Source organism: Halapricum desulfuricans, from assembly GCF_017094525.1.
Taxonomy (GTDB): domain Archaea; phylum Halobacteriota; class Halobacteria; order Halobacteriales; family Haloarculaceae; genus Halapricum; species Halapricum desulfuricans.
Map to the genome: position 1 here is coordinate 741,007 of NZ_CP064788.1, position 16,356 is coordinate 757,362.

Consider the following 16,356-nt stretch of genomic DNA (forward strand, 5'->3'; position numbering starts at 1 on the left):
AGGAGAGCGCCTCGGGACACGGATCCGGTCGCGATCCCCCGACGAGCGGTAGTCGAGGGGAAATCCGGTCAGAAAGACGCCGGCAGATCCTGATTGCCTGACTGTATACTCCCCAAAATCGCACGTCCACGATACCCACGGCCTGTGACAACTACCGGACGACACCGTCCAGGAAGTTGTGGATCAGGTCGTGACCGACGGCAGTCAGGACGGATTCGGGGTGAAACTGGACCGCCTCGAGGGGGTACTCGCGGTGGCGAATCCCCATGACCAGTTCGGTCCCGTCGTCGGTCTCGGTCGTGGCTGTCACCTGGAAGGAGTCAGGGACGTCGGTGGCGACCAGCGAGTGATAGCGCCCGCCCTGAAAGCCCTGTTCGAGGCCCGCGAACACGCCCTCGCCGTCGTGGTCGATCGGGAACGCCTTGCCGTGGATCGGTTCGGGCGCGCGTCCGACCGAGCCGCCGTACTCGTAGACGGCCGCCTCCAGCCCCAGACAGACGCCCAGCGTCGGTACCTCGGGACTGAGTTCGCGCAGCACGTCCATCGTCACGCCCACGTCGCGGTCGTTTCTCGGGTGTCCCGGGCCGGGCGAGACGACGATCGCGTCGGGATCGACCGCGCGGACCTCCTCGAGGGAGGCCGTGTTCCGGAGCACCTCGGTCTCGGCGTGCTCGCTGGTGTACTCGACGAGGTTGTAGGTGAACGAGTCGAAGTTATCGACGAACAGCACGCGCAACTGTTCGCTGTCGGGCGTGCCCGCGGAAGCGTGGCCGCCGGTTCGTTGCGCGTTCATGGCGAGACCTCCTCGGGTTCGACGCGGATCGCCTCGATGGCGTCGAGCACGCCCCGCATCTTGTTCTCCGTCTCCTCGTACTCGCGTTCGGGCACCGAATCGGCGACGATCCCCGCGCCGGCCTGGACGGTGATCCGGTCGGCCGTTTCCGACGGAGTCGCGGAGTCAGGCGGCCGCTGGTCGGCCTCGATCGTCGCCGAGCGGATCACGATCGCGAAGTCGGCGTTGCCGTCCCAGGAGAAATACCCCACGCCGCCGCCGTACAGCCCGCGCGGTTCGCGCTCCAGGTCGTCGATGATCTCCATGGCACGGATCTTCGGCGCGCCCGAGAGCGTCCCCGCCGGGAACGTCGCTCGCACCGCGTCGAACGCATCGAACTCGTCGGTCTCGCGAGCCGCCGATTCACGTCCGGAGTCAGCGTCGTCGGCAAGCGTCCCCGTGACCGTCGATTCGATGTGCTGGACGTGGCTGTACTTGAGCACGTTCATGAACTCCTCGACGCGGACCGAGCCGGGTTCGGCGACCCGCCGGACGTCGTTTCGCCCCAGGTCGACGAGCATCGTGTGCTCGGCTCGTTCCTTCTCGTCGGCGAGCATCTCGCCGGCCAGCCGGCGGTCCTCGACCGGACTCGTTCCGCGCGGACACGTCCCCGCGATGGGATTGACCATCACGCGGTCGCCGTCGACCGAGACGAGCGTCTCCGGGCTGGCGCCGACGACAGACAGATCGTCGTGATCGAGCAGGTACATGTACGGCGAGGGGTTGATTGAACGCAGCGCCTCGTACAGCCCCAGCGGATCGACGTCGCCGTAGAGTTCGCGCTTGCGGGAGATGACGCCCTGATAGATGTCGCCGTCGAGCACAGACTCTTTGGCCTGTCTGACGGCGTCCTCGTAGTCGTCTTTCGGACCGGCCGTCTCGGCCTGCTGCTCGAAGTTGCCCGACTCGACGTCGGTCGCGTCGGCGAGCAGGCCCCCGATCCGGCCGGCTTCGGCCCGGAGTTCGTCGTAGCGTTCGCCGGCGTCGTGGCCGGGTCCGAAAAGCGGCGTGGCGACCAGCGAGACGGTGTCCTCGGCGTGATCGAACACGAGCGTCTTCGTCGTGAGCAGGAACTGTGCGTCGGGGAACCGCGAGTCGGGACGGTCCAGTCCGACTTCGTCGAGCCAGAGGTCGTAGACGGCGTCGTAGGCCAGAAAGCCGACGAGCCCGCCCTCGAGCAACTGTCGGTCGTGCTCGGGGAAGCCGCGCAGTTCGGCGTCGGGCAGACACGCCCGCAGGCTGTCGAGGACGTCCCCGCCGTTTGGCGCGAGAAAGTCGGCGTAGCGGTCGTCGAAGACCTCGACCGTCGTTTCCGCGTCGACGGTGACGACGCCGACGGGGTCGTACCCGACGAACGAGTAGCGGGCGTGGCGGTCGTCGGGCGTCGGCGCGAACGCGCCGTCGGGATCGCTGGAGGCGACCTTCCCGGCACTTTCAAGCAGGAAGGTGTAATCGGCAACTTCGCGGTCGGTCGTCCGACCGGTCAGAGCGGCGTACGCCGACAGCGGATCGACGTCTGCGTCGAGGTTGGCCTCGAGGCGGACGACGGCCGGCCGGCCGCCGGACGCCAGATCCACGAACGCCTCGCGCGAGCGATCGAAGTCGACCTCACCGGTCGCAGCGTCGCCCGAATTCCGATCCGCGGTCATGGCGCGACCCGGGCGCGGGTGGCCCGCTCGACGAACCGCTCGACCGCGTCGTAGTCCTTGACGCCGCCTTCGCGTTCGACGCCGCTGGCGACGTCCACGGCGAAGGGATCAACCGTCTCGACGGCCGTCGAGACGTTCTCGGGCGTGAGCCCGCCGGCGAGAACTACCGGGACGTCAAGACCCGTAACGATCTCACGCGTGCGTTCCCAGTCGTGCGTCTCGCCGGTGCCGCCGCCGCCCTCGGCGTCGATCGAGTCGACCAGCAGCGCGTCAGCGGTCTCGGCGTAGGCGTCCAGTTCCGGATCGGTCGGCTCGACCACCGCGATCACGTCAGCCGGCGCGTCCGCGAGCGCGGCGACATCCACGGGGTCGAGTCCGTGCAACTGGACGGCGTCGGGACGGACGCGCTCGATCCGTCGGCGCGCCTCGCCGGCGTCGCCGGGCATCGTGACCAGCACGCTCGAAACGAGCGGGGGAACGGTCGCCGCCAGCCGTGACGCCACCTCGAGATCGATCTCCCGGGGCGTGTCGACGGTGACGCCGGCGATCAGCCCGACCGCGTCGACGCCGGCCGCGATCGCCGCCTCCAGGTCCGCCTCGCGGGTGAACCCACACACTTTGACCCGCGTCATGCGCTGGCCTCGCGGAGTTCGTCGAGTTTCTCGGCTGCCGCGCCCGACTCGATGGCCTGACGGGCGAGTTCGACGCCGTCCGCCGGCGACGTCGCCTGTCCGGCGACGTAGGCGGCCGCCCCGGCGTTGGCCAGCACGATGTCCTGCTTGGCGCTGTTGACCGACCCCTCGACGATCCCTTCCAGATCCGCGGCGTTCTCCTCGGGCGTCCCGCCAGCGACGGCCGAGATGTCGTGGCGGTCCAGCCCCACGTCCTCGGGCGCGATCGTGTACTGTTCGACATCGCTGCCCTCGACCTCGGCGACAGTCGTCTCGTCGTGGACGGCGATCTCGTCCATGCCGGCCCCGTGGACGACCAGCGCGTGTTCGACGGGCATGCGCGCGAGCGCGTCGGCGATCAGCGGGACCAGTTCGTCGTCGTAGACGCCGAGCACTTGCGCGTCCGCGCCGGCGGGATTAGTCAGCGGTCCGAGCACGTTGAAGATCGTCTCGACGCCCAGCTCCTTGCGCGGGCCGATGACGGCCTTCATCGCGGGGTGGAACTCCGGGGCGTGCATGTACCCGATCCCCAGCGACTCGACGTGCTCGCGGACCGAGTCGGGATCGCTCTCCAGCGTGACGCCGACCGCCTCGAGCACGTCGGAACTGCCGGACGACGACGAGACGGAGTAGTTGCCGTGCTTGGCGATCGGCACGCCCGCGCCGGCCGCGACGATGGCGGCCGTCGTCGAGACGTTGATCGTGTCGTAATCGTCCCCGCCCGTACCACAGGTGTCGACCAGCGGCGACCGGTCGGGTTCGATCGTGCGCGCGGCCTCGCGCATCCCCTGCGCGAAGCCCGCGATCTCGGTCTCCGTCTCTCCTTTCGACCGCAACGCCGAGAGCAGTGCTCCGATCTGTGCCTCGGTGGCGTCCTCGAAAACCGCCCGTGCGGCCGCTCGTGCCTCTGCGACCGTGAGGTCCTCCCCGTCTGTGACGCGTTCGATGTATTCCTTCATTGTGGTCACCAATGGACTGATTCGTATTGTAGTGTACAAATCCGTTCATCGACTTAAGCGTGTCGGGAAGCGGTGGGAGGACAGTACGGTCGCGAGGGGGCCAGCCGTGAATCACCGCGCTCGTCTGTCGGGAACCGTGGGGCACGTAGACAACCGCCGGAGGCGACGCCGTTTCGAAACCTTCAATTACCTCTGCCTGCAATCAGGAGATGCATCCGATCAGCGAGGGTTCGTGGTCTAGACCGGTTATGACACCTCCTTGACATGGAGGAGGCCGGCGGTTCAAATCCGCCCGAACCCATTTTCGGCGCGAGCAATCCGCGAGCGCCTGTTGTTTCTTCGGATTTGGACCAGACGAGTCGCGCGCAACGACGTGAGCACGTCTCGGCGAGGTTCAAATCCGCCCGAACCCATCCGGGATTCTACACTGTCGGTACTCAACCGATCACCGTCTCCTGTACCGACCTCTCTGATCGCTGAGAGTCCGGTATCTCAGGCAATCGGGATGTCAGCGTCCACGAATCAAACGTCTGGGGTCCCACGGGAACGAAAGCGGTTTTTCCCGCGCTTCCCCGAGTAGACGTATGGCCGACGAATTCGACGTCCCCGAGAGCCACCCGCGCTACGAGTCGTTGCTCACTCGTCACCGGATCGAGGCAGGGGTCAAGAAGGGGATCACGAGCACACAGGGACTGATCGCCGAGGGGCGGGGCGAGGCCTTCGATTACCTGCTCGGCGAACGGACGACCGAGAGCGCCGACGAGGCCGAACGGGTCGCCGCCGCATCCCTGCTTTTGGCCGACCGTCCCGTCCTCTCGGTCAACGGTAACGTCGCGGCGCTCGTCCCCGGCGAGATCGTCGAGCTGGCCGAGGCGACCGGTGCCGACATCGAGGTGAACCTCTTCAACCGGACCGAAGAACGGATGGAAGCCATCGCAGACCACCTGTGCGAGCACGGCGCGAGCGAGGTCAAGGGACTCCGGGCCGACGGCCGGATCCCCGGACTCGACCACGAGCGCGCGAAGGTCGACGCCGACGGGATCGAGAGCGCCGACGTCGTGGTCGTCCCGCTGGAAGACGGCGACCGGGCCGAGGCGCTCGATTCGATGGGCAAAACCGAGATCGTGATCGATCTGAACCCCCTCTCGCGGTCCGCCCAGGTCGCGGCCGTGCCGATCGTTGACAACATCCTGCGCGCCGTTCCGAATATCACCGCCCACGCCCGCGAGTTGGCCGACGAACCCGCTTCGACGCTGGAGACGATCGTCTCGGAGTTCGATCCCGACGCAGCGCTGGCGGCGGCCGAGGAAGCGATTCGCCACGGCGACCTCCAGTGATACTGTGGCTGTACGTTCGCAGAGACAGTCGGCACGCCATTGTGGCGAATCGGTTCGAGTCGGAACCGTGAAGGAGCCAACAGGAGAGTGGAGAACGATGAGCCCGACTGTTCACGAGATTCGGAACGCGATTCGGGCGGCGACGGGCCGCTTCGAGCGGGAGGTCGACGCGTCGTTCACGAAGGAGGAGCTACAGGCGATTTGTGAGGCGCTCGAGATCGATGCCAACGAGGCGGGGCGGCCGTCGACAGCGCGGATGCGCCGACTGATTCGGGCGCGGGTCGGCACCGCGGAGTCACCGGAGGCAGCCGACGACTCAACGTTCCGGAAGGCCGACCTCGAGGCGATTGCCGAGGCGATCGGGGTGTCGTTCGAGCCGTAGTCGCCCGATCAGTCACCGTGCGAGGCTTTCTACTCGAGTCGGTACACTCGCGCCTCGTAGGGTCGCAGCGCCAGCGACCCCAGTTCCGTCCCGGGATCGTCGTAGTTGCAGGCCAGCACCGCCTGGACGGCCCCGCTGTCGGAGAGGTCGACTCGCGAGGTGCGGCCCGCCCAGTTGAGCGCGACCAGCAGCGTCTCGTCGTCCAGCGTCCGCTCGAACGCCCACACGCGCGGGTGATCCTCGGTGAGCAGGTCGTAGACGCCGTAGACCAGCGCGTCCTCGTCGTGGCGCAGCCCGATCAGGTCCCGGTAGTACGAAAGCACTGCGTCATCGCGGTCACGCTGGTCGGCGACGTTGATCGTCTCGCTGGCCGGATTGACCGGGATCCAGGGCTCGCCGTCGGTGAACCCGCCGTTGCGGTCGTCGGACCACTGGACAGGCGTGCGAGCGTTGTCCCGCGAGCGATAGCGGACGACGTCCTGGACGTCCGAGAAGTCCTCGGCGCGACCCTCCTCGAAGGCTATCTCGACGCGGTTCGTGGCGTCGGCGTCGCGCATCTCCTCGCGCGAGGACCACGGGTAGTTGGTCATGCCGATCTCGTCGCCCTGAAAGCAGAAGGGCGTCGCCGGGAACGTCAGCAGGAGCGTCCCGAGCATCGTCGCCGACTCGTAGTGATAGCGGTCGTCGTTGCCGAACCGTGAGGCGATCCGCGGCGTGTCGTGCGTGCCGAGATAGACGGTGTTCCAGGCGTCGGTTACCTCCAGCTGGCGGACCCACTCCGTCAGCGCCCCCCGGATCTCCGAAACCTCCCAGTCGACGATATCCCACCAGCCGTCCGCACCGTGATCGACCATCGTATGGTCGTAGTGATACACCATGTTCAGCCCGTCACCGGAGGGGCCGCAGTACCGCTTGGCTTCTCGTGGCGTGATGTCCATCCCCTCTCCGACGGTCATCACGTCGTAGCTCGAGAGCACCTCGTCGTAGAGGCCGCCGATATACTCGTGGATGCGGGGGCCGTCCGCGAAGTGTTCCATCCCCACCCAGTCATCGTCGGGGTCACCGTCTGGGTAGCCTTCCGGCTTGGACATGACATTGAACACGTCGAAGCGGAAGCCGTCGATACCCTTCTCCAGCCAGAACTCGACGACATCGTACATTTCCCGGCGAACGTCGGGGTTGCGCCAGTTCAGGTCGGGCTGTTTCTCGTGGAAGAGATGGAGATACCACGCCTCGCGAGTCTCGTCGTAGCTCCAGGCCGGGCCGCCGAACCCGGAGGTCCAGTTGTTCGGCGGTTCGTCGGGTTCGCCCTCGACCCAGTGATAGAAGTCCCCGTATCCGTCTTCCTCGTGGCGGGACTTCTGGAACCACTCGTGTTCGTCCGAGGTGTGGTTCAAGACCATATCGAGGATCAGCCGGATATCTCGGTCGTGCAGCGCCTCGAGCAGTCGCTCGAAGTCGTCCATCTCGCCGAACTCCTCGAGGACCGAACGGTAATCGCGGACGTCGTAGCCGTTGTCCGCATGCGGGGAGTCGTACGGCGGGGTCAGCCAGACGACGTCGATCCCCAGTTCGTCGAGATAGTCCGCCTTTTCGATGATTCCGGGAATGTCACCGATTCCGTCGCCGTCACTGTCGTTGAAACTCTGGGGGTAGATCTCGTAGACGACCGCTTCTTTCCACCAGGCCGGTTCGCCGTCGCCGATCGTTCCAGCGTCTGACGCGCACATGTCAGAGGCGACTCACCGACGGATTAAATCGGTTATGAGACGTCTCCCGCAACTGACAGTCGCTCTGGGAGTGACTGGTCGCCGTCTACTCTGACGCCCGGATTTTGGGATTGTTGGGGCACTCTCGATCCTCGACATCTACGGCGGCCTCGTCGGTTCGTTCTCGGCGTCAACCCGATTCTCACTGGCGTATCGCCACCGGTATACTCCAGTCCGGGCTCTCCGATCCGGAATGGACTTACGAGTTGCCCTCCCAACAGCGGCCTGATGCGAGCAACGCTTCGCCGTCACGTCCCGCTGGTGACTGCCCTGTTGACGATCGTCTCGCTGTTCGTCGTCGTCGCGGCCGTCAGGCAGTTCGTTCCCGAAGCGCTGTTGCCGGCGCTCCCGGAACCCGTTCTCAGCGCGATCCCGCACGCGAACGCGCTCATCAGCGCACTGGCGATCGGGACGATCACCTACGGCTGGCGCTCGATCCGCGACGGACGGCTGACGGACCACCGTCGGGCGATGGGTGCGAGCGTCGTGCTCTTTCTGTCCTTCCTCGGGCTGTACCTCCTCCGGGTCGCGATCGAAGGGCCGACCCCGTTCGACGGACCGCAGGCGCTGGAACTGTGGGTCTACTACCCCGTGCTCGGGATCCACATACTGCTGGCGATCGTCTGTCTGCCGCTGGTGTACTACGTACTCCTGCTCGCGCTTACGCACGCGCCGTCCGAACTCGGCGAGACGCTCCACCCGCGGGTCGGGCGCGTCGCCGCCAGTCTGTGGCTGGTCTCGTTCGCGCTTGGGATCGTCGTCTACCTGCTTCTGTACGTCCTCCAGGTCTAGCGGTGTTGCCGGAGAGAGGACACGAAATAACTGAAGTTATATCACTGGGTAGGCCCTGCAATTACACGGAGGATTCACATGGCATCCGCACACATCGCGGGGGTCGGCATGACCGAGTTCGGGGAGTTCCCCGAGCGGACCGGTCGCGACCTCTTCGGGGAAGCCGGCGGCACCGCTATCGAAGACGCCGGGATCGACCGCGAGGAGATCGACGCGCTGTACGTCGGTAACTTCATGGGCGAACTCTCGGAAAACCAGGGCCATATGGGCCCGCTGATGGCCAAGGCCGTCGGGATCGACGCGCCCGCCACACGGATTGAGAGCGCCTGCGCCTCGGGCGGGATGGCCGTCCGCCAGGCGGTCAAGGACGTCCGCAACGGCGAGGCCGACGTGGTGCTCGTCGGCGGCGTCGAACGCATGCACAACATGGGCACGACCGGCGCGACCGGCGGCCTGTCGGTCGCGGCCGACGACCTCTGGGAGATCCGTCAGGGGATCACTTTCCCCGGGGCGTACGCGCTGATGGCCCAGCGCTACTTCGCAGTCCACGGTGGCGACCGCGAGGATCTGGCCCACGTCGCCGTCAAGAACCACGCCAATGCCGCCAACAACCCGCTCGCGCAGTACCAGACCGAGATTTCCGTCGAGAAGGTACTCGACGCCCCGCCGGTCGCGTTGCCGATGGGGCTGTTCGACTCCTCGCCGATCACCGACGGCGCGGCCGCGACGGTGCTGGTCAGCGAGGCGTACGCCGAGGAACACGGACTGGAGACGCCGGTTGCGATCACCGGGACCGGGCAAGGGACCGACAATCTCGCGCTGGCCGAGCGCGACTCGATGGTCTGGACGCCCGCGACCGAGGACGCGGGTCGGCGAGCCTACGAGGACGCCGGCATCTCGAAAGACGACGTCGACTTCCTGGAGGTCCACGACTGCTTCACGATCGCTGAGGTGCTCGCGATCGAGGGACTGGGCTTCTACGAAGAGGGGGAGGGGATCACCGCCGCTCGCGAGGGCGAGACGGCCGCCGACGGCGAGTTGCCGGTCAACCTCTCCGGCGGGCTGAAGGCCAAGGGCCACCCGGTCGGCGCGACCGGCGTCGCCCAGATCAGCGAGATGACCAAGCTGTTCCGCGGCGACCACGTCAACAGCGACGCCGTCGAAGACGCTGAGGTCGGCCTGACCCACAACGCCGGTGGGACGGTCGCCTCTGCGGTCGTCCACGTTCTGGAGGTGGCAGAATGAGCGACGACGAAATCTCCAACGACGGGTACGATCAGGCGCTCGACGCGATCGAGAACGGCGAACCGTACGCGCTCGAATGTCCGGAGGGACACCAGTCGATGCCGCCCCGGCAGGTCTGTCCCGAGTGCGGTGCGAGTGACCTCGAGGAAGTCGAGATCCCCCTCTCCGGCGAGTTGCTGAGTTACAACGTCACGTACGTCCCGACGCCCGACTTCGGTGACGACGTTCCGTTCGTGCTTGGGGTCGCCGAGTTCGACGACGTGCGCCTGACGGGCCGGGTTCAGGCCGATGCCGAGGACGTCGAGGTCGGGTCGGCGGTCGAAGTCGGACTAGGCGAATCCGAGACGACCGGGCGGCCGCTGGTCACCTTCGATCTGGCCTAAACGAAGGCCGCATTTCTCGGCTGTATGGGTTGAACACGACCGTCACAGCATATCTGTGATTCCGTGGTTGTCGTTGTGCCTGACTTTCATCCGATACTCGAAACGGGTGACGAACAGGCCGGTGAGAACCAGCAACAGACCCACCACCGTGATCGGAACAAACCACACGTATGTCTTCCCGCCGGTGTGGCTCATCCCGGCAGTGACACGCGCTGCGCCGGTGTGGCTCATCCCGGCAGTGACACGCGCTGAGTCGGTCGTCTCGGTGTTCGTCAGCCCGCGGTTTCTCGGCACGGTCGCGCTCGCCGTGTGGATCGTCGCGCTGTTGCTCGGCCACGACGTCCGACAGCACCGACTGCAGGAGCGGCTGCCGACAGTCGTTTCCTTCGAGGCCGGGCCGCCCGAGAACGTCCGCCGTCAAATCACGTGCACGGACTGGTATCGCGCAACGAGCGGTTCGATCCCCACCATATTGACGATGTCGACGCCGTGACCGACGCGCTCGATCGCTACGTCTGAGTGACGTCCGATACCGTCTCTTCGACGACCGACCGCACGTCCGCGAGCAACTCGTCGGCGGCCTCGCTCTCGACGTAGATCCGGACGTACGGCTCGGTCCCACTCGGTCGGACCAGCGTCCAGGACCCGTCCGGGAACGACAGGCGCACGCCGTAGTCGAGGGTGGCCTCGGCGTCGGGAAACGCCTCCGGAAGGCGCGTTTCGAGCCGGTCCATCACCGCCGACTTGTGCGCGTCCGGACAGCGTACCGGGTCTTTCCGGTAGGGTCGTTCGGTGACCGGTTCGCGCAACGTTTCGAGGCCGTTCGCGGCGACCAGACGCGCGAACACGGCCGCGCTGGCGACGCCGTCGATCCACCCGCCCAGCCGGGGGTGGACGTGTTTCCAGGGCTCGGCGGCGAAGACGATCTCCGTCCCGTCGGCGGCCGTCGCCCGGATCTCGGCGATCCCCTCGTGGAGCACGCCGAGGCCCGTGCGTTCGATGCGGCCGCCGGCGGCCGCGACACGCTCGTCGATCCGCTCGGAGGCGTTCGGCGTCGTCAGCACGACCGGATCGGCCGCGTCGCTGGCGCTGACGTAGTGTTCCGCGAGGACCGCCAGCACGGTGTCCTCGTGAACGATCGCGCCGTCGCCGTCGACGATCACGATCCGGTCGGCGTCGCCGTCGTGACCGATCCCCAGCTCGACGGCGTCGTGCCCGGCGACGAACTCGCACAGGCCGGTCAGCGTCTCGGGCGTCGGCTTGCTCCCCCGGGCGTCGAAGTGACTGTCGACGTTCGCGTTGAGCGCTCGCACCTCGGCTCCGAGTTCGTACAGTACCTGTGGCGTCGCGAGCGAGGCCATCCCGTTCCCGCAGTCGACCGCGACGCCGAGCCCCTCAAGCGGTGCGCCGTGCCCGCGAGCGTACGCGGCGATCGCTTCGCGGTACGTCCCGAGCACGTCCGCACGTTCGACGGTCTCCCACTCGTCCCAGGGTGCCGGCTCGAGACCGCTCTCGACGCGTCGCTCGATCCGGTCCTCGGCGTCGCCGTCGAACTCGACGCCGTCGACGAACAGTTTGATCCCGTTGTCTTCGGGCGGGTTGTGACTTGCCGTGAGCATGACGCCGTACTGGCCGCGGGACGCCCACGCCAGCGTCGGCGTCGGCACCGGTCCCAGTCTTCGGACGCGAGCCCCCGCCGATTCGATGCCGGCCTCGACGGCCGCGGCCAGCGCGCTCCCCGACTGACGGCCGTCCCGACCGACGACTACCGTCTCCGCCTCGCGGCCGACGGCCTGCCCAACCGACAGTGCGAGTTCCGGCGTGACGGTCTCCTCGACGCGGCCCCGAATCCCGGCCGTTCCGAACAGCTCCATACCCGGCGTTGCTTCGCCGACGGTAAATAGACTGTCGGCTGTGCCGTCTCCGAGCAATAGACCAGGTGTCATCGCGGGAGAGGCCCGCAAGACTGCAGACCCGCCGCCTAGATGTCGTAGTCGTCGTACGTCGTGATGTCGACGCCCTCGGACGTCACTTCGGCGACACAGAGTCCGTTCCCTGACCCGGTGTCACGCTCGGCGGCCGCCTCGATCGAGACGGCGGCGACCTCGGTGGCCTGCTCGATGCTCATGTCCGGTTCGTACCGGTCCTCGAGGGTCCCGTAGGCGACGGTCAGCCCGGACCCGGTGACGGTGTAGTCGTCCTCCATGACGCCACCGGCGGGGTCGATGCTGTAGACGTGGCTGCCCGCCTCGTCGATCCCACCGAGGATCGGGTTGATCGCGAGGAACGGCCCGCCGCGAGCGAAGTTACCCGCGAGCGTCGACAGGGCCTGCATGCTCATGTCCCGGTCACGGCGCGCCTCGTAGAGGTTGACTTCCGCGCGCAGCGTCCGGATGAACGACTGGGCACCGCCGACGCTACCGACGAGCGTGAGCGCGGCCGTCGGATGGATCTGTTCGACCTTCTGGACGTTCTTGTTCGAGACGAACCGCCCGCCCAGACTGGCGCGCCGGTCGGTGGCGACGACGACGCCGTCCTCGGTCGCGATGCCGATGGTCGTCGTCCCGGTCTTGTTGACGGTCTCCTCGTCGCGGTCGCCGCTGGGGAGCGAGCCCAGTTGCGGTTCGTAGGGCGAGTCCAGCTGTCGACCGCCGGTGTGGGGGCGGTCCTGTGAGAACTCCGGTCCCGAGTGTGGGTCGTGCATACCCGACGGCTACTGGCCCGCCGTTGATAAAGGCTCCCGTTGTCGCCGCTCCGGTCCCATCACCGCAGGTCGCCCATCGCGTAGTAGAACCGCTGGAGCGCGGTGACGTGACCGACGACCGCGAAGACGATCAGCAACCACCCGACGACCGTGAACTCGCGGATCGGGTCGGTGACGACGACGGCGAGCGCGCCGACGACGCCGATCAGCGCGAGCCGGTCGGCCCGTCCCAGGAGGCCGCCGTACACGCGATCGAGACCGACCGCCTGGGCCTGCGTTCCGAGATACGAGGTCATCAACACGCCCGTCACCGCGGCCAGCCCGAGGTCGTACCGGCCGATCCCGGCCGCGAGTCCGGCGATGATCAGGATGTCGGCGTAGCGATCGAGGGCGTGATCCAGCAGGTCGCCGGCCTCGGAAGCGGCGTCGAGTCGGCGGGCGAGCGCGCCGTCGAGCAGGTCGAGCCAGCCGTTGACAAAGACGAGCACGGCGCCGACGCCGTACAACAGCGGCTCGTCGCCGCCGAGATAGAACGCTCCGGCCGCGGCCGCGGCCACGACGATCGCGAGGACGCTCACGCCGTTGGGGGTGAGCCCGAGTCTCGCTGCGGCGGTCACGAACGGTTCGAGCGCGCGATCGGCGAGCGAGCGGTATTTATCCAGTGTCATCGTGATCGATTGTCGTCATCGCAGGTAATCGGTGTAATCGACGGTGCCGGCACTCGGTTCGCGTTCGCCGGCGATCACGGCGTCGATCTCGGCCGCGACCGCCTCGGGCGTGCGATCGGTCGTGTCGATCTCGTAGACGGCGTCTTCACCGTGGTTCTGGACGGCGTGACCCAGGATCACGTCAAGCGCCTCACTTTCGGCGTTCTCGCGGGCCGACTCGGCCGACTCGCCGCGCTCGTGAAGCCGGCGTTCGATCACCTCGGGCGCACACCGCAGGACGATCACTCCATCGGCGTCGAACTCGTGAGCCAGATGGGACTCGACGACGACGTCCTCGCGGTCGTCCAGCCACGACGCGACGGCGTCCAGATCAGTTATCAGCGTGTCTCGCTCGTCGTCGCGCCCGGTCGTCAGCTCGCGCTCGCGGATGACCTCGTTGAGGTGGATCACCTCGAAGTCGGACGCGAGCAGGTCCGTCGCGGTCGTCTTGCCCGTCCCGGGCGTCCCGGTGACGGCGACTCTCATCCCAGGTCACCCCCGGACATCCGCCAGCACCTCGTTGATCGTCTCGACGGCGCGGGGCGTCTCCTCGCGCGTGCCGGTCGTGATCCGGATGTGTTCGGGCAGGCCGAAGCTCGTGCAATCCCGAACGATGACGCCCTCGCGCTGGCAGGCGTCGGCTACCGCCTCGGCGTTCCCGACCTTCGCGAGGACGAAGTTCCCGCCGCTTTCCCAGGTCTCGGCGTCGAGATGCTCGCGGATGTACGCCCGGCCCCAGCGGGCGGTCTCGATCGTCTCCTCGAGGAACGCCTCGTCGTCCAGCGCGGCCAGTCCGGCCCGACAGGCGATCTCGCTGGCGGCGAAGGGCGTGTTCACGCGGGCGTAGGCGTCGCCCCACTCCTCGGGAACGATCGCGTAGCCGAGCCGGATCCCCGCGAGCCCGTAGGCCTTCGAGAACGAGTGGAGCAGGGCCACGTCGTCGCGCTCGCGGACCAGCCCGATCTTGCTCTCCCGTTCGCTGAACGGCTCGTAGGCCTCGTCGACGACGACCAGCGTCTGCTCGTCGGTCGCCTCGGCGATCCGTTCGACCTCCGCTATCGTGACCTCCGAGCCGGTCGGGTTGTGCGGGCTCGTCAGGTAGACGATCCGGTGGCCGTCGTAGGCCTCCAGCACGCGCTCGGGCGACTGGTGGAACCCGTCGGCCTCAGAGAGTTCGAACGTCTCGACGGTGCCGTGGTGGTACTTCGCGCTCATCCCGTGATAGGTGAAGTCGGGGTCGGGCACGAGCACGGCCTGACCCGGTTCCAGTAACGCACGCGAGAGGTAGTCGAGCGCACCGTCACCGCCGTTTGCCAGCCAGATCTGTTCGTCGCTGACGTCCCACGTCTCGGCGAGTTTCGCGATCAGGTCGGTGTGAGAGGATTTCGGATAGTAGTGGACGGCTTCGGCGACGTCACGAATCGCTTCGACGGCCTTCGGCGAGGGGCCGAGGGAGTTCTCGTTCGAGGAGAGTTTGATCAACTCGTCCGGGTCCAGTCCCAGGTCCCGGGCGACTTCCTCGATTCCCCGTCCCGCCCGGTAGACCGAGTGCATCGAGAGGTCCCGTGGTTCCATACTCGGGGCAAGCGGGCGGTGGACCTTAAGGGTGCTCAAGCGGGCCGCACGCGTCGGTGGCAACGGTTCGCGTTCGACCGGGCACGTCGCCCGACCGAAACGACTACCACGCCCGACGGAGACTCACGGGTAGGGAATGCCGCTGCTGATCGACATTCGGAAGCTCCGGATCATCAACACGTTGATGAAACGCGGGACGGAGAACGTCACGCGATCGCTGTCGTCGCTGGCCGACGTCGACGCGGACGTCGAGATCACGAGCCTCTCGTTCGTCGAGCCCAGCGACATCGCCGCCGAGATCGGCACCGACGAGATCTACAGCGCGTCGATCGACCTCCGGGAGCCGCCCTACGGGGTCTTCCTGCTCACGTTCCCGCCCGAGACGGCCGTCGAGATCGCGACGCTGATGACCGGTTCGCCCGTCGAAGACGGGTTCAATCGACTCCAGAAGAGCGCCCTGCAGGAGATGTGCAACATCCTCACCTCGGGATTCATCGACGGGATCGCGAACACGCTCGGGACGACCATCGATATGGAGACCCCGGAGTTGCAGTACTCCAACGGCCAGGTCGTCGCCGAGGAGACGCTGTCGCACGTCCGGACGGACGCGCTGTCGATCGTCCTCGACTCGATGATCGACGTCGCCGACGAGGACGCCGCGTTCAAGATCCGGGTCTTCCTGGTTCCCGATCCCGGATCGTTCGTCAACCTCCTCGATCACCTCAGCGTCGATGAGATCTCCGATCGGACCGAGTCCGCCGGTTCGCTGTGACCCGGATCCTCCACATTCAAGGACGCGCCGCCCTCGAACGCGAATATGGATCCTGAACTCGCCGGGCTGTACGCGTTGCACGTGCTGTTTGCCGGGCTCTGGACCGGCGCTGTCGTCTTCGTGACGTGGGCCGTCCTGCCGCTCGCTCGCGACGGTGACCTCGACGCACAGCCGCTCGAATCGATCGCCGGCCGGGTGAAACGCCTCTCGCGGATCAGTGCTGTCCTGCTGGCGCTGACCGGTGTCCGGATGGCGATGGTACTCGACTATACCGAGACGACCGTCCTTTTCGAGACGACGCGCGGGTACCTGCTGGTCGGGATGGTCACCCTCTGGCTGGTCTTGATGGGGCTCGTCGAGGTCGGTGCTGGCAAATTGACCGATGGGACCGGCCGCCGGAAGGTGCGCGAACCCGCCCGCAACGCCCGACCGTTCCTCCTCGGGGCGACGGTCGTCGCCGTGCTCTTGTTGGTCGACGCCGGCCTGCTGGCTGCCGGGACGCTGTAAGTCGTAACGAGCTAACTGATATTTTCTCATGCGAGCAGCGTTACATCTATAGTATTACAGCAGGTATTACGA

General features: G+C 66.9%; 18 protein-coding genes and 1 tRNA gene. 9 read left to right on the forward strand and 10 right to left on the reverse strand.

Going from position 1 to position 16,356, the window contains the following annotated elements; translation table 11 throughout:
- Window positions 1-151: 151 nt before the first annotated feature.
- The 4 genes from trpG to trpD are packed head-to-tail and all read right to left on the reverse strand — an operon-like array spanning window position 152 to window position 4,111.
- Complete coding sequence (gene trpG / locus HSR122_RS03790; protein ID WP_229111358.1) at window positions 152-793, reverse strand: anthranilate synthase component II; 642 nt, start codon at window positions 791-793, stop codon at window positions 152-154.
- Window positions 790-2,481, reverse strand: coding sequence for an anthranilate synthase component I (gene trpE / locus HSR122_RS03795; RefSeq protein WP_229111359.1), 1,692 nt, complete (start codon window positions 2,479-2,481; stop codon window positions 790-792). The genes trpG and trpE overlap by 4 nt, the downstream gene beginning before the upstream one ends.
- On the reverse strand, window positions 2,478-3,113 hold the full coding sequence (locus tag HSR122_RS03800; RefSeq protein WP_229111360.1) for a phosphoribosylanthranilate isomerase: 636 nt from the start codon (window positions 3,111-3,113) through the stop codon (window positions 2,478-2,480). Before HSR122_RS03800 ends, trpE begins: the two co-directional genes overlap by 4 nt.
- The gene (gene trpD / locus HSR122_RS03805) at window positions 3,110-4,111 is read right to left on the reverse strand and encodes an anthranilate phosphoribosyltransferase (protein ID WP_229111361.1); all 1,002 of its coding nucleotides are present in this window, start codon (window positions 4,109-4,111) and stop codon (window positions 3,110-3,112) included. The genes HSR122_RS03800 and trpD overlap by 4 nt, the downstream gene beginning before the upstream one ends.
- A 226-nt stretch (window positions 4,112-4,337) precedes the next feature.
- Between trpD and HSR122_RS03810 the strand changes: the two genes are divergently transcribed.
- From HSR122_RS03810 to HSR122_RS03820, 3 genes are all read left to right on the forward strand, one after another.
- Window positions 4,338-4,412 (forward strand) — tRNA-Val (locus tag HSR122_RS03810).
- Between the two features lie 283 nt (window positions 4,413-4,695).
- Window positions 4,696-5,448: a 4-phosphopantoate--beta-alanine ligase gene (locus tag HSR122_RS03815; protein ID WP_229111362.1), complete on the forward strand. Its 753-nt coding sequence runs from the start codon at window positions 4,696-4,698 to the stop codon at window positions 5,446-5,448.
- A gap of 97 nt (window positions 5,449-5,545) precedes the next feature.
- Entirely contained in the window at window positions 5,546-5,830 is a 285-nt protein-coding gene (locus HSR122_RS03820) for a hypothetical protein (protein WP_229111363.1), read from the forward strand.
- Window positions 5,831-5,859: 29 nt separating this feature from the next.
- Here the strand turns inward: HSR122_RS03820 and HSR122_RS03825 are convergent, their stop codons facing one another.
- Window positions 5,860-7,560, reverse strand: coding sequence for a glycoside hydrolase family 13 protein (locus HSR122_RS03825; protein WP_229111364.1), 1,701 nt, complete (start codon window positions 7,558-7,560; stop codon window positions 5,860-5,862).
- A gap of 267 nt (window positions 7,561-7,827) precedes the next feature.
- On the opposite strand from HSR122_RS03825, the gene HSR122_RS03830 reads away from it, so the two are divergent.
- From HSR122_RS03830 to HSR122_RS03845, 4 genes are all read left to right on the forward strand, one after another.
- Window positions 7,828-8,391, forward strand: coding sequence for a DUF420 domain-containing protein (locus HSR122_RS03830; protein WP_229111365.1), 564 nt, complete (start codon window positions 7,828-7,830; stop codon window positions 8,389-8,391).
- Between the two features lie 78 nt (window positions 8,392-8,469).
- A complete protein-coding gene (locus tag HSR122_RS03835; RefSeq protein ID WP_229111366.1) occupies window positions 8,470-9,636 on the forward strand; it encodes a thiolase domain-containing protein in 1,167 nt (388 codons plus the stop codon).
- Window positions 9,633-10,019 carry a Zn-ribbon domain-containing OB-fold protein gene (locus tag HSR122_RS03840; protein WP_229111367.1) on the forward strand — a complete coding sequence of 129 codons (387 nt, stop codon included), beginning with the start codon at window positions 9,633-9,635 and terminating at the stop codon, window positions 10,017-10,019. The genes HSR122_RS03835 and HSR122_RS03840 overlap by 4 nt, the downstream gene beginning before the upstream one ends.
- 202 nt (window positions 10,020-10,221) lie before the next feature.
- Window positions 10,222-10,512, forward strand: a complete 291-nt coding sequence (locus HSR122_RS03845; protein WP_229111368.1) for a hypothetical protein — start codon at window positions 10,222-10,224, stop codon at window positions 10,510-10,512.
- Window positions 10,513-10,528: 16 nt separating this feature from the next.
- Here the strand turns inward: HSR122_RS03845 and HSR122_RS03850 are convergent, their stop codons facing one another.
- The 5 genes from HSR122_RS03850 to hisC all read right to left on the reverse strand — a co-directional run bounded on the left by HSR122_RS03850 (window position 10,529) and on the right by hisC (window position 15,005).
- Window positions 10,529-11,893, reverse strand: a complete 1,365-nt coding sequence (locus HSR122_RS03850; RefSeq protein WP_229111369.1) for a phosphohexomutase domain-containing protein — start codon at window positions 11,891-11,893, stop codon at window positions 10,529-10,531.
- A 107-nt stretch (window positions 11,894-12,000) separates the two neighbouring features.
- Complete coding sequence (gene psmB / locus HSR122_RS03855) at window positions 12,001-12,723, reverse strand: archaeal proteasome endopeptidase complex subunit beta (RefSeq protein WP_229111370.1); 723 nt, start codon at window positions 12,721-12,723, stop codon at window positions 12,001-12,003.
- Window positions 12,724-12,782: 59 nt separating this feature from the next.
- On the reverse strand, window positions 12,783-13,391 hold the full coding sequence (locus HSR122_RS03860) for a CDP-alcohol phosphatidyltransferase family protein (RefSeq protein WP_229111371.1): 609 nt from the start codon (window positions 13,389-13,391) through the stop codon (window positions 12,783-12,785).
- A 15-nt stretch (window positions 13,392-13,406) separates the two neighbouring features.
- Window positions 13,407-13,916 carry an adenylate kinase family protein gene (locus HSR122_RS03865; protein WP_229111372.1) on the reverse strand — a complete coding sequence of 170 codons (510 nt, stop codon included), beginning with the start codon at window positions 13,914-13,916 and terminating at the stop codon, window positions 13,407-13,409.
- A gap of 6 nt (window positions 13,917-13,922) precedes the next feature.
- Window positions 13,923-15,005, reverse strand: coding sequence for a histidinol-phosphate transaminase (gene hisC / locus HSR122_RS03870; RefSeq protein ID WP_229111373.1), 1,083 nt, complete (start codon window positions 15,003-15,005; stop codon window positions 13,923-13,925).
- Window positions 15,006-15,141: 136 nt separating this feature from the next.
- On the opposite strand from hisC, the gene HSR122_RS03875 reads away from it, so the two are divergent.
- Together HSR122_RS03875 and HSR122_RS03880 are read left to right on the forward strand one after the other, a co-directional pair.
- Window positions 15,142-15,777, forward strand: a complete 636-nt coding sequence (locus HSR122_RS03875) for a chemotaxis protein CheC (RefSeq protein ID WP_229111374.1) — start codon at window positions 15,142-15,144, stop codon at window positions 15,775-15,777.
- Window positions 15,778-15,822: 45 nt separating this feature from the next.
- On the forward strand, window positions 15,823-16,284 hold the full coding sequence (locus HSR122_RS03880) for a transporter (RefSeq protein ID WP_229111375.1): 462 nt from the start codon (window positions 15,823-15,825) through the stop codon (window positions 16,282-16,284).
- Window positions 16,285-16,356 lie beyond the last annotated feature (72 nt).

Excerpts from the sequence above, each read along its gene's own strand:
- trpG (WP_229111358.1), bottom strand. The coding sequence starts at position 793 with ATGAACGCGCAACGAACCGGCGGCCACGCTTCCGCGGGCACGCCCGAC.
- trpE (WP_229111359.1), bottom strand. The coding sequence starts at position 2,481 with ATGACCGCGGATCGGAATTCGGGCGACGCTGCGACCGGTGAGGTCGAC.
- HSR122_RS03800 (WP_229111360.1), bottom strand. The coding sequence starts at position 3,113 with ATGACGCGGGTCAAAGTGTGTGGGTTCACCCGCGAGGCGGACCTGGAG.
- trpD (WP_229111361.1), bottom strand. The coding sequence starts at position 4,111 with ATGAAGGAATACATCGAACGCGTCACAGACGGGGAGGACCTCACGGTC.
- HSR122_RS03815 (WP_229111362.1), top strand. The coding sequence starts at position 4,696 with ATGGCCGACGAATTCGACGTCCCCGAGAGCCACCCGCGCTACGAGTCG.
- HSR122_RS03820 (WP_229111363.1), top strand. The coding sequence starts at position 5,546 with ATGAGCCCGACTGTTCACGAGATTCGGAACGCGATTCGGGCGGCGACG.
- HSR122_RS03825 (WP_229111364.1), bottom strand. The coding sequence starts at position 7,560 with ATGTGCGCGTCAGACGCTGGAACGATCGGCGACGGCGAACCGGCCTGG.
- HSR122_RS03830 (WP_229111365.1), top strand. The coding sequence starts at position 7,828 with ATGCGAGCAACGCTTCGCCGTCACGTCCCGCTGGTGACTGCCCTGTTG.
- HSR122_RS03835 (WP_229111366.1), top strand. The coding sequence starts at position 8,470 with ATGGCATCCGCACACATCGCGGGGGTCGGCATGACCGAGTTCGGGGAG.
- HSR122_RS03840 (WP_229111367.1), top strand. The coding sequence starts at position 9,633 with ATGAGCGACGACGAAATCTCCAACGACGGGTACGATCAGGCGCTCGAC.
- HSR122_RS03850 (WP_229111369.1), bottom strand. The coding sequence starts at position 11,893 with ATGGAGCTGTTCGGAACGGCCGGGATTCGGGGCCGCGTCGAGGAGACC.
- psmB (WP_229111370.1), bottom strand. The coding sequence starts at position 12,723 with ATGCACGACCCACACTCGGGACCGGAGTTCTCACAGGACCGCCCCCAC.
- HSR122_RS03860 (WP_229111371.1), bottom strand. The coding sequence starts at position 13,391 with ATGACACTGGATAAATACCGCTCGCTCGCCGATCGCGCGCTCGAACCG.
- HSR122_RS03865 (WP_229111372.1), bottom strand. The coding sequence starts at position 13,916 with ATGAGAGTCGCCGTCACCGGGACGCCCGGGACGGGCAAGACGACCGCG.
- hisC (WP_229111373.1), bottom strand. The coding sequence starts at position 15,005 with ATGGAACCACGGGACCTCTCGATGCACTCGGTCTACCGGGCGGGACGG.
- HSR122_RS03875 (WP_229111374.1), top strand. The coding sequence starts at position 15,142 with ATGCCGCTGCTGATCGACATTCGGAAGCTCCGGATCATCAACACGTTG.
- HSR122_RS03880 (WP_229111375.1), top strand. The coding sequence starts at position 15,823 with ATGGATCCTGAACTCGCCGGGCTGTACGCGTTGCACGTGCTGTTTGCC.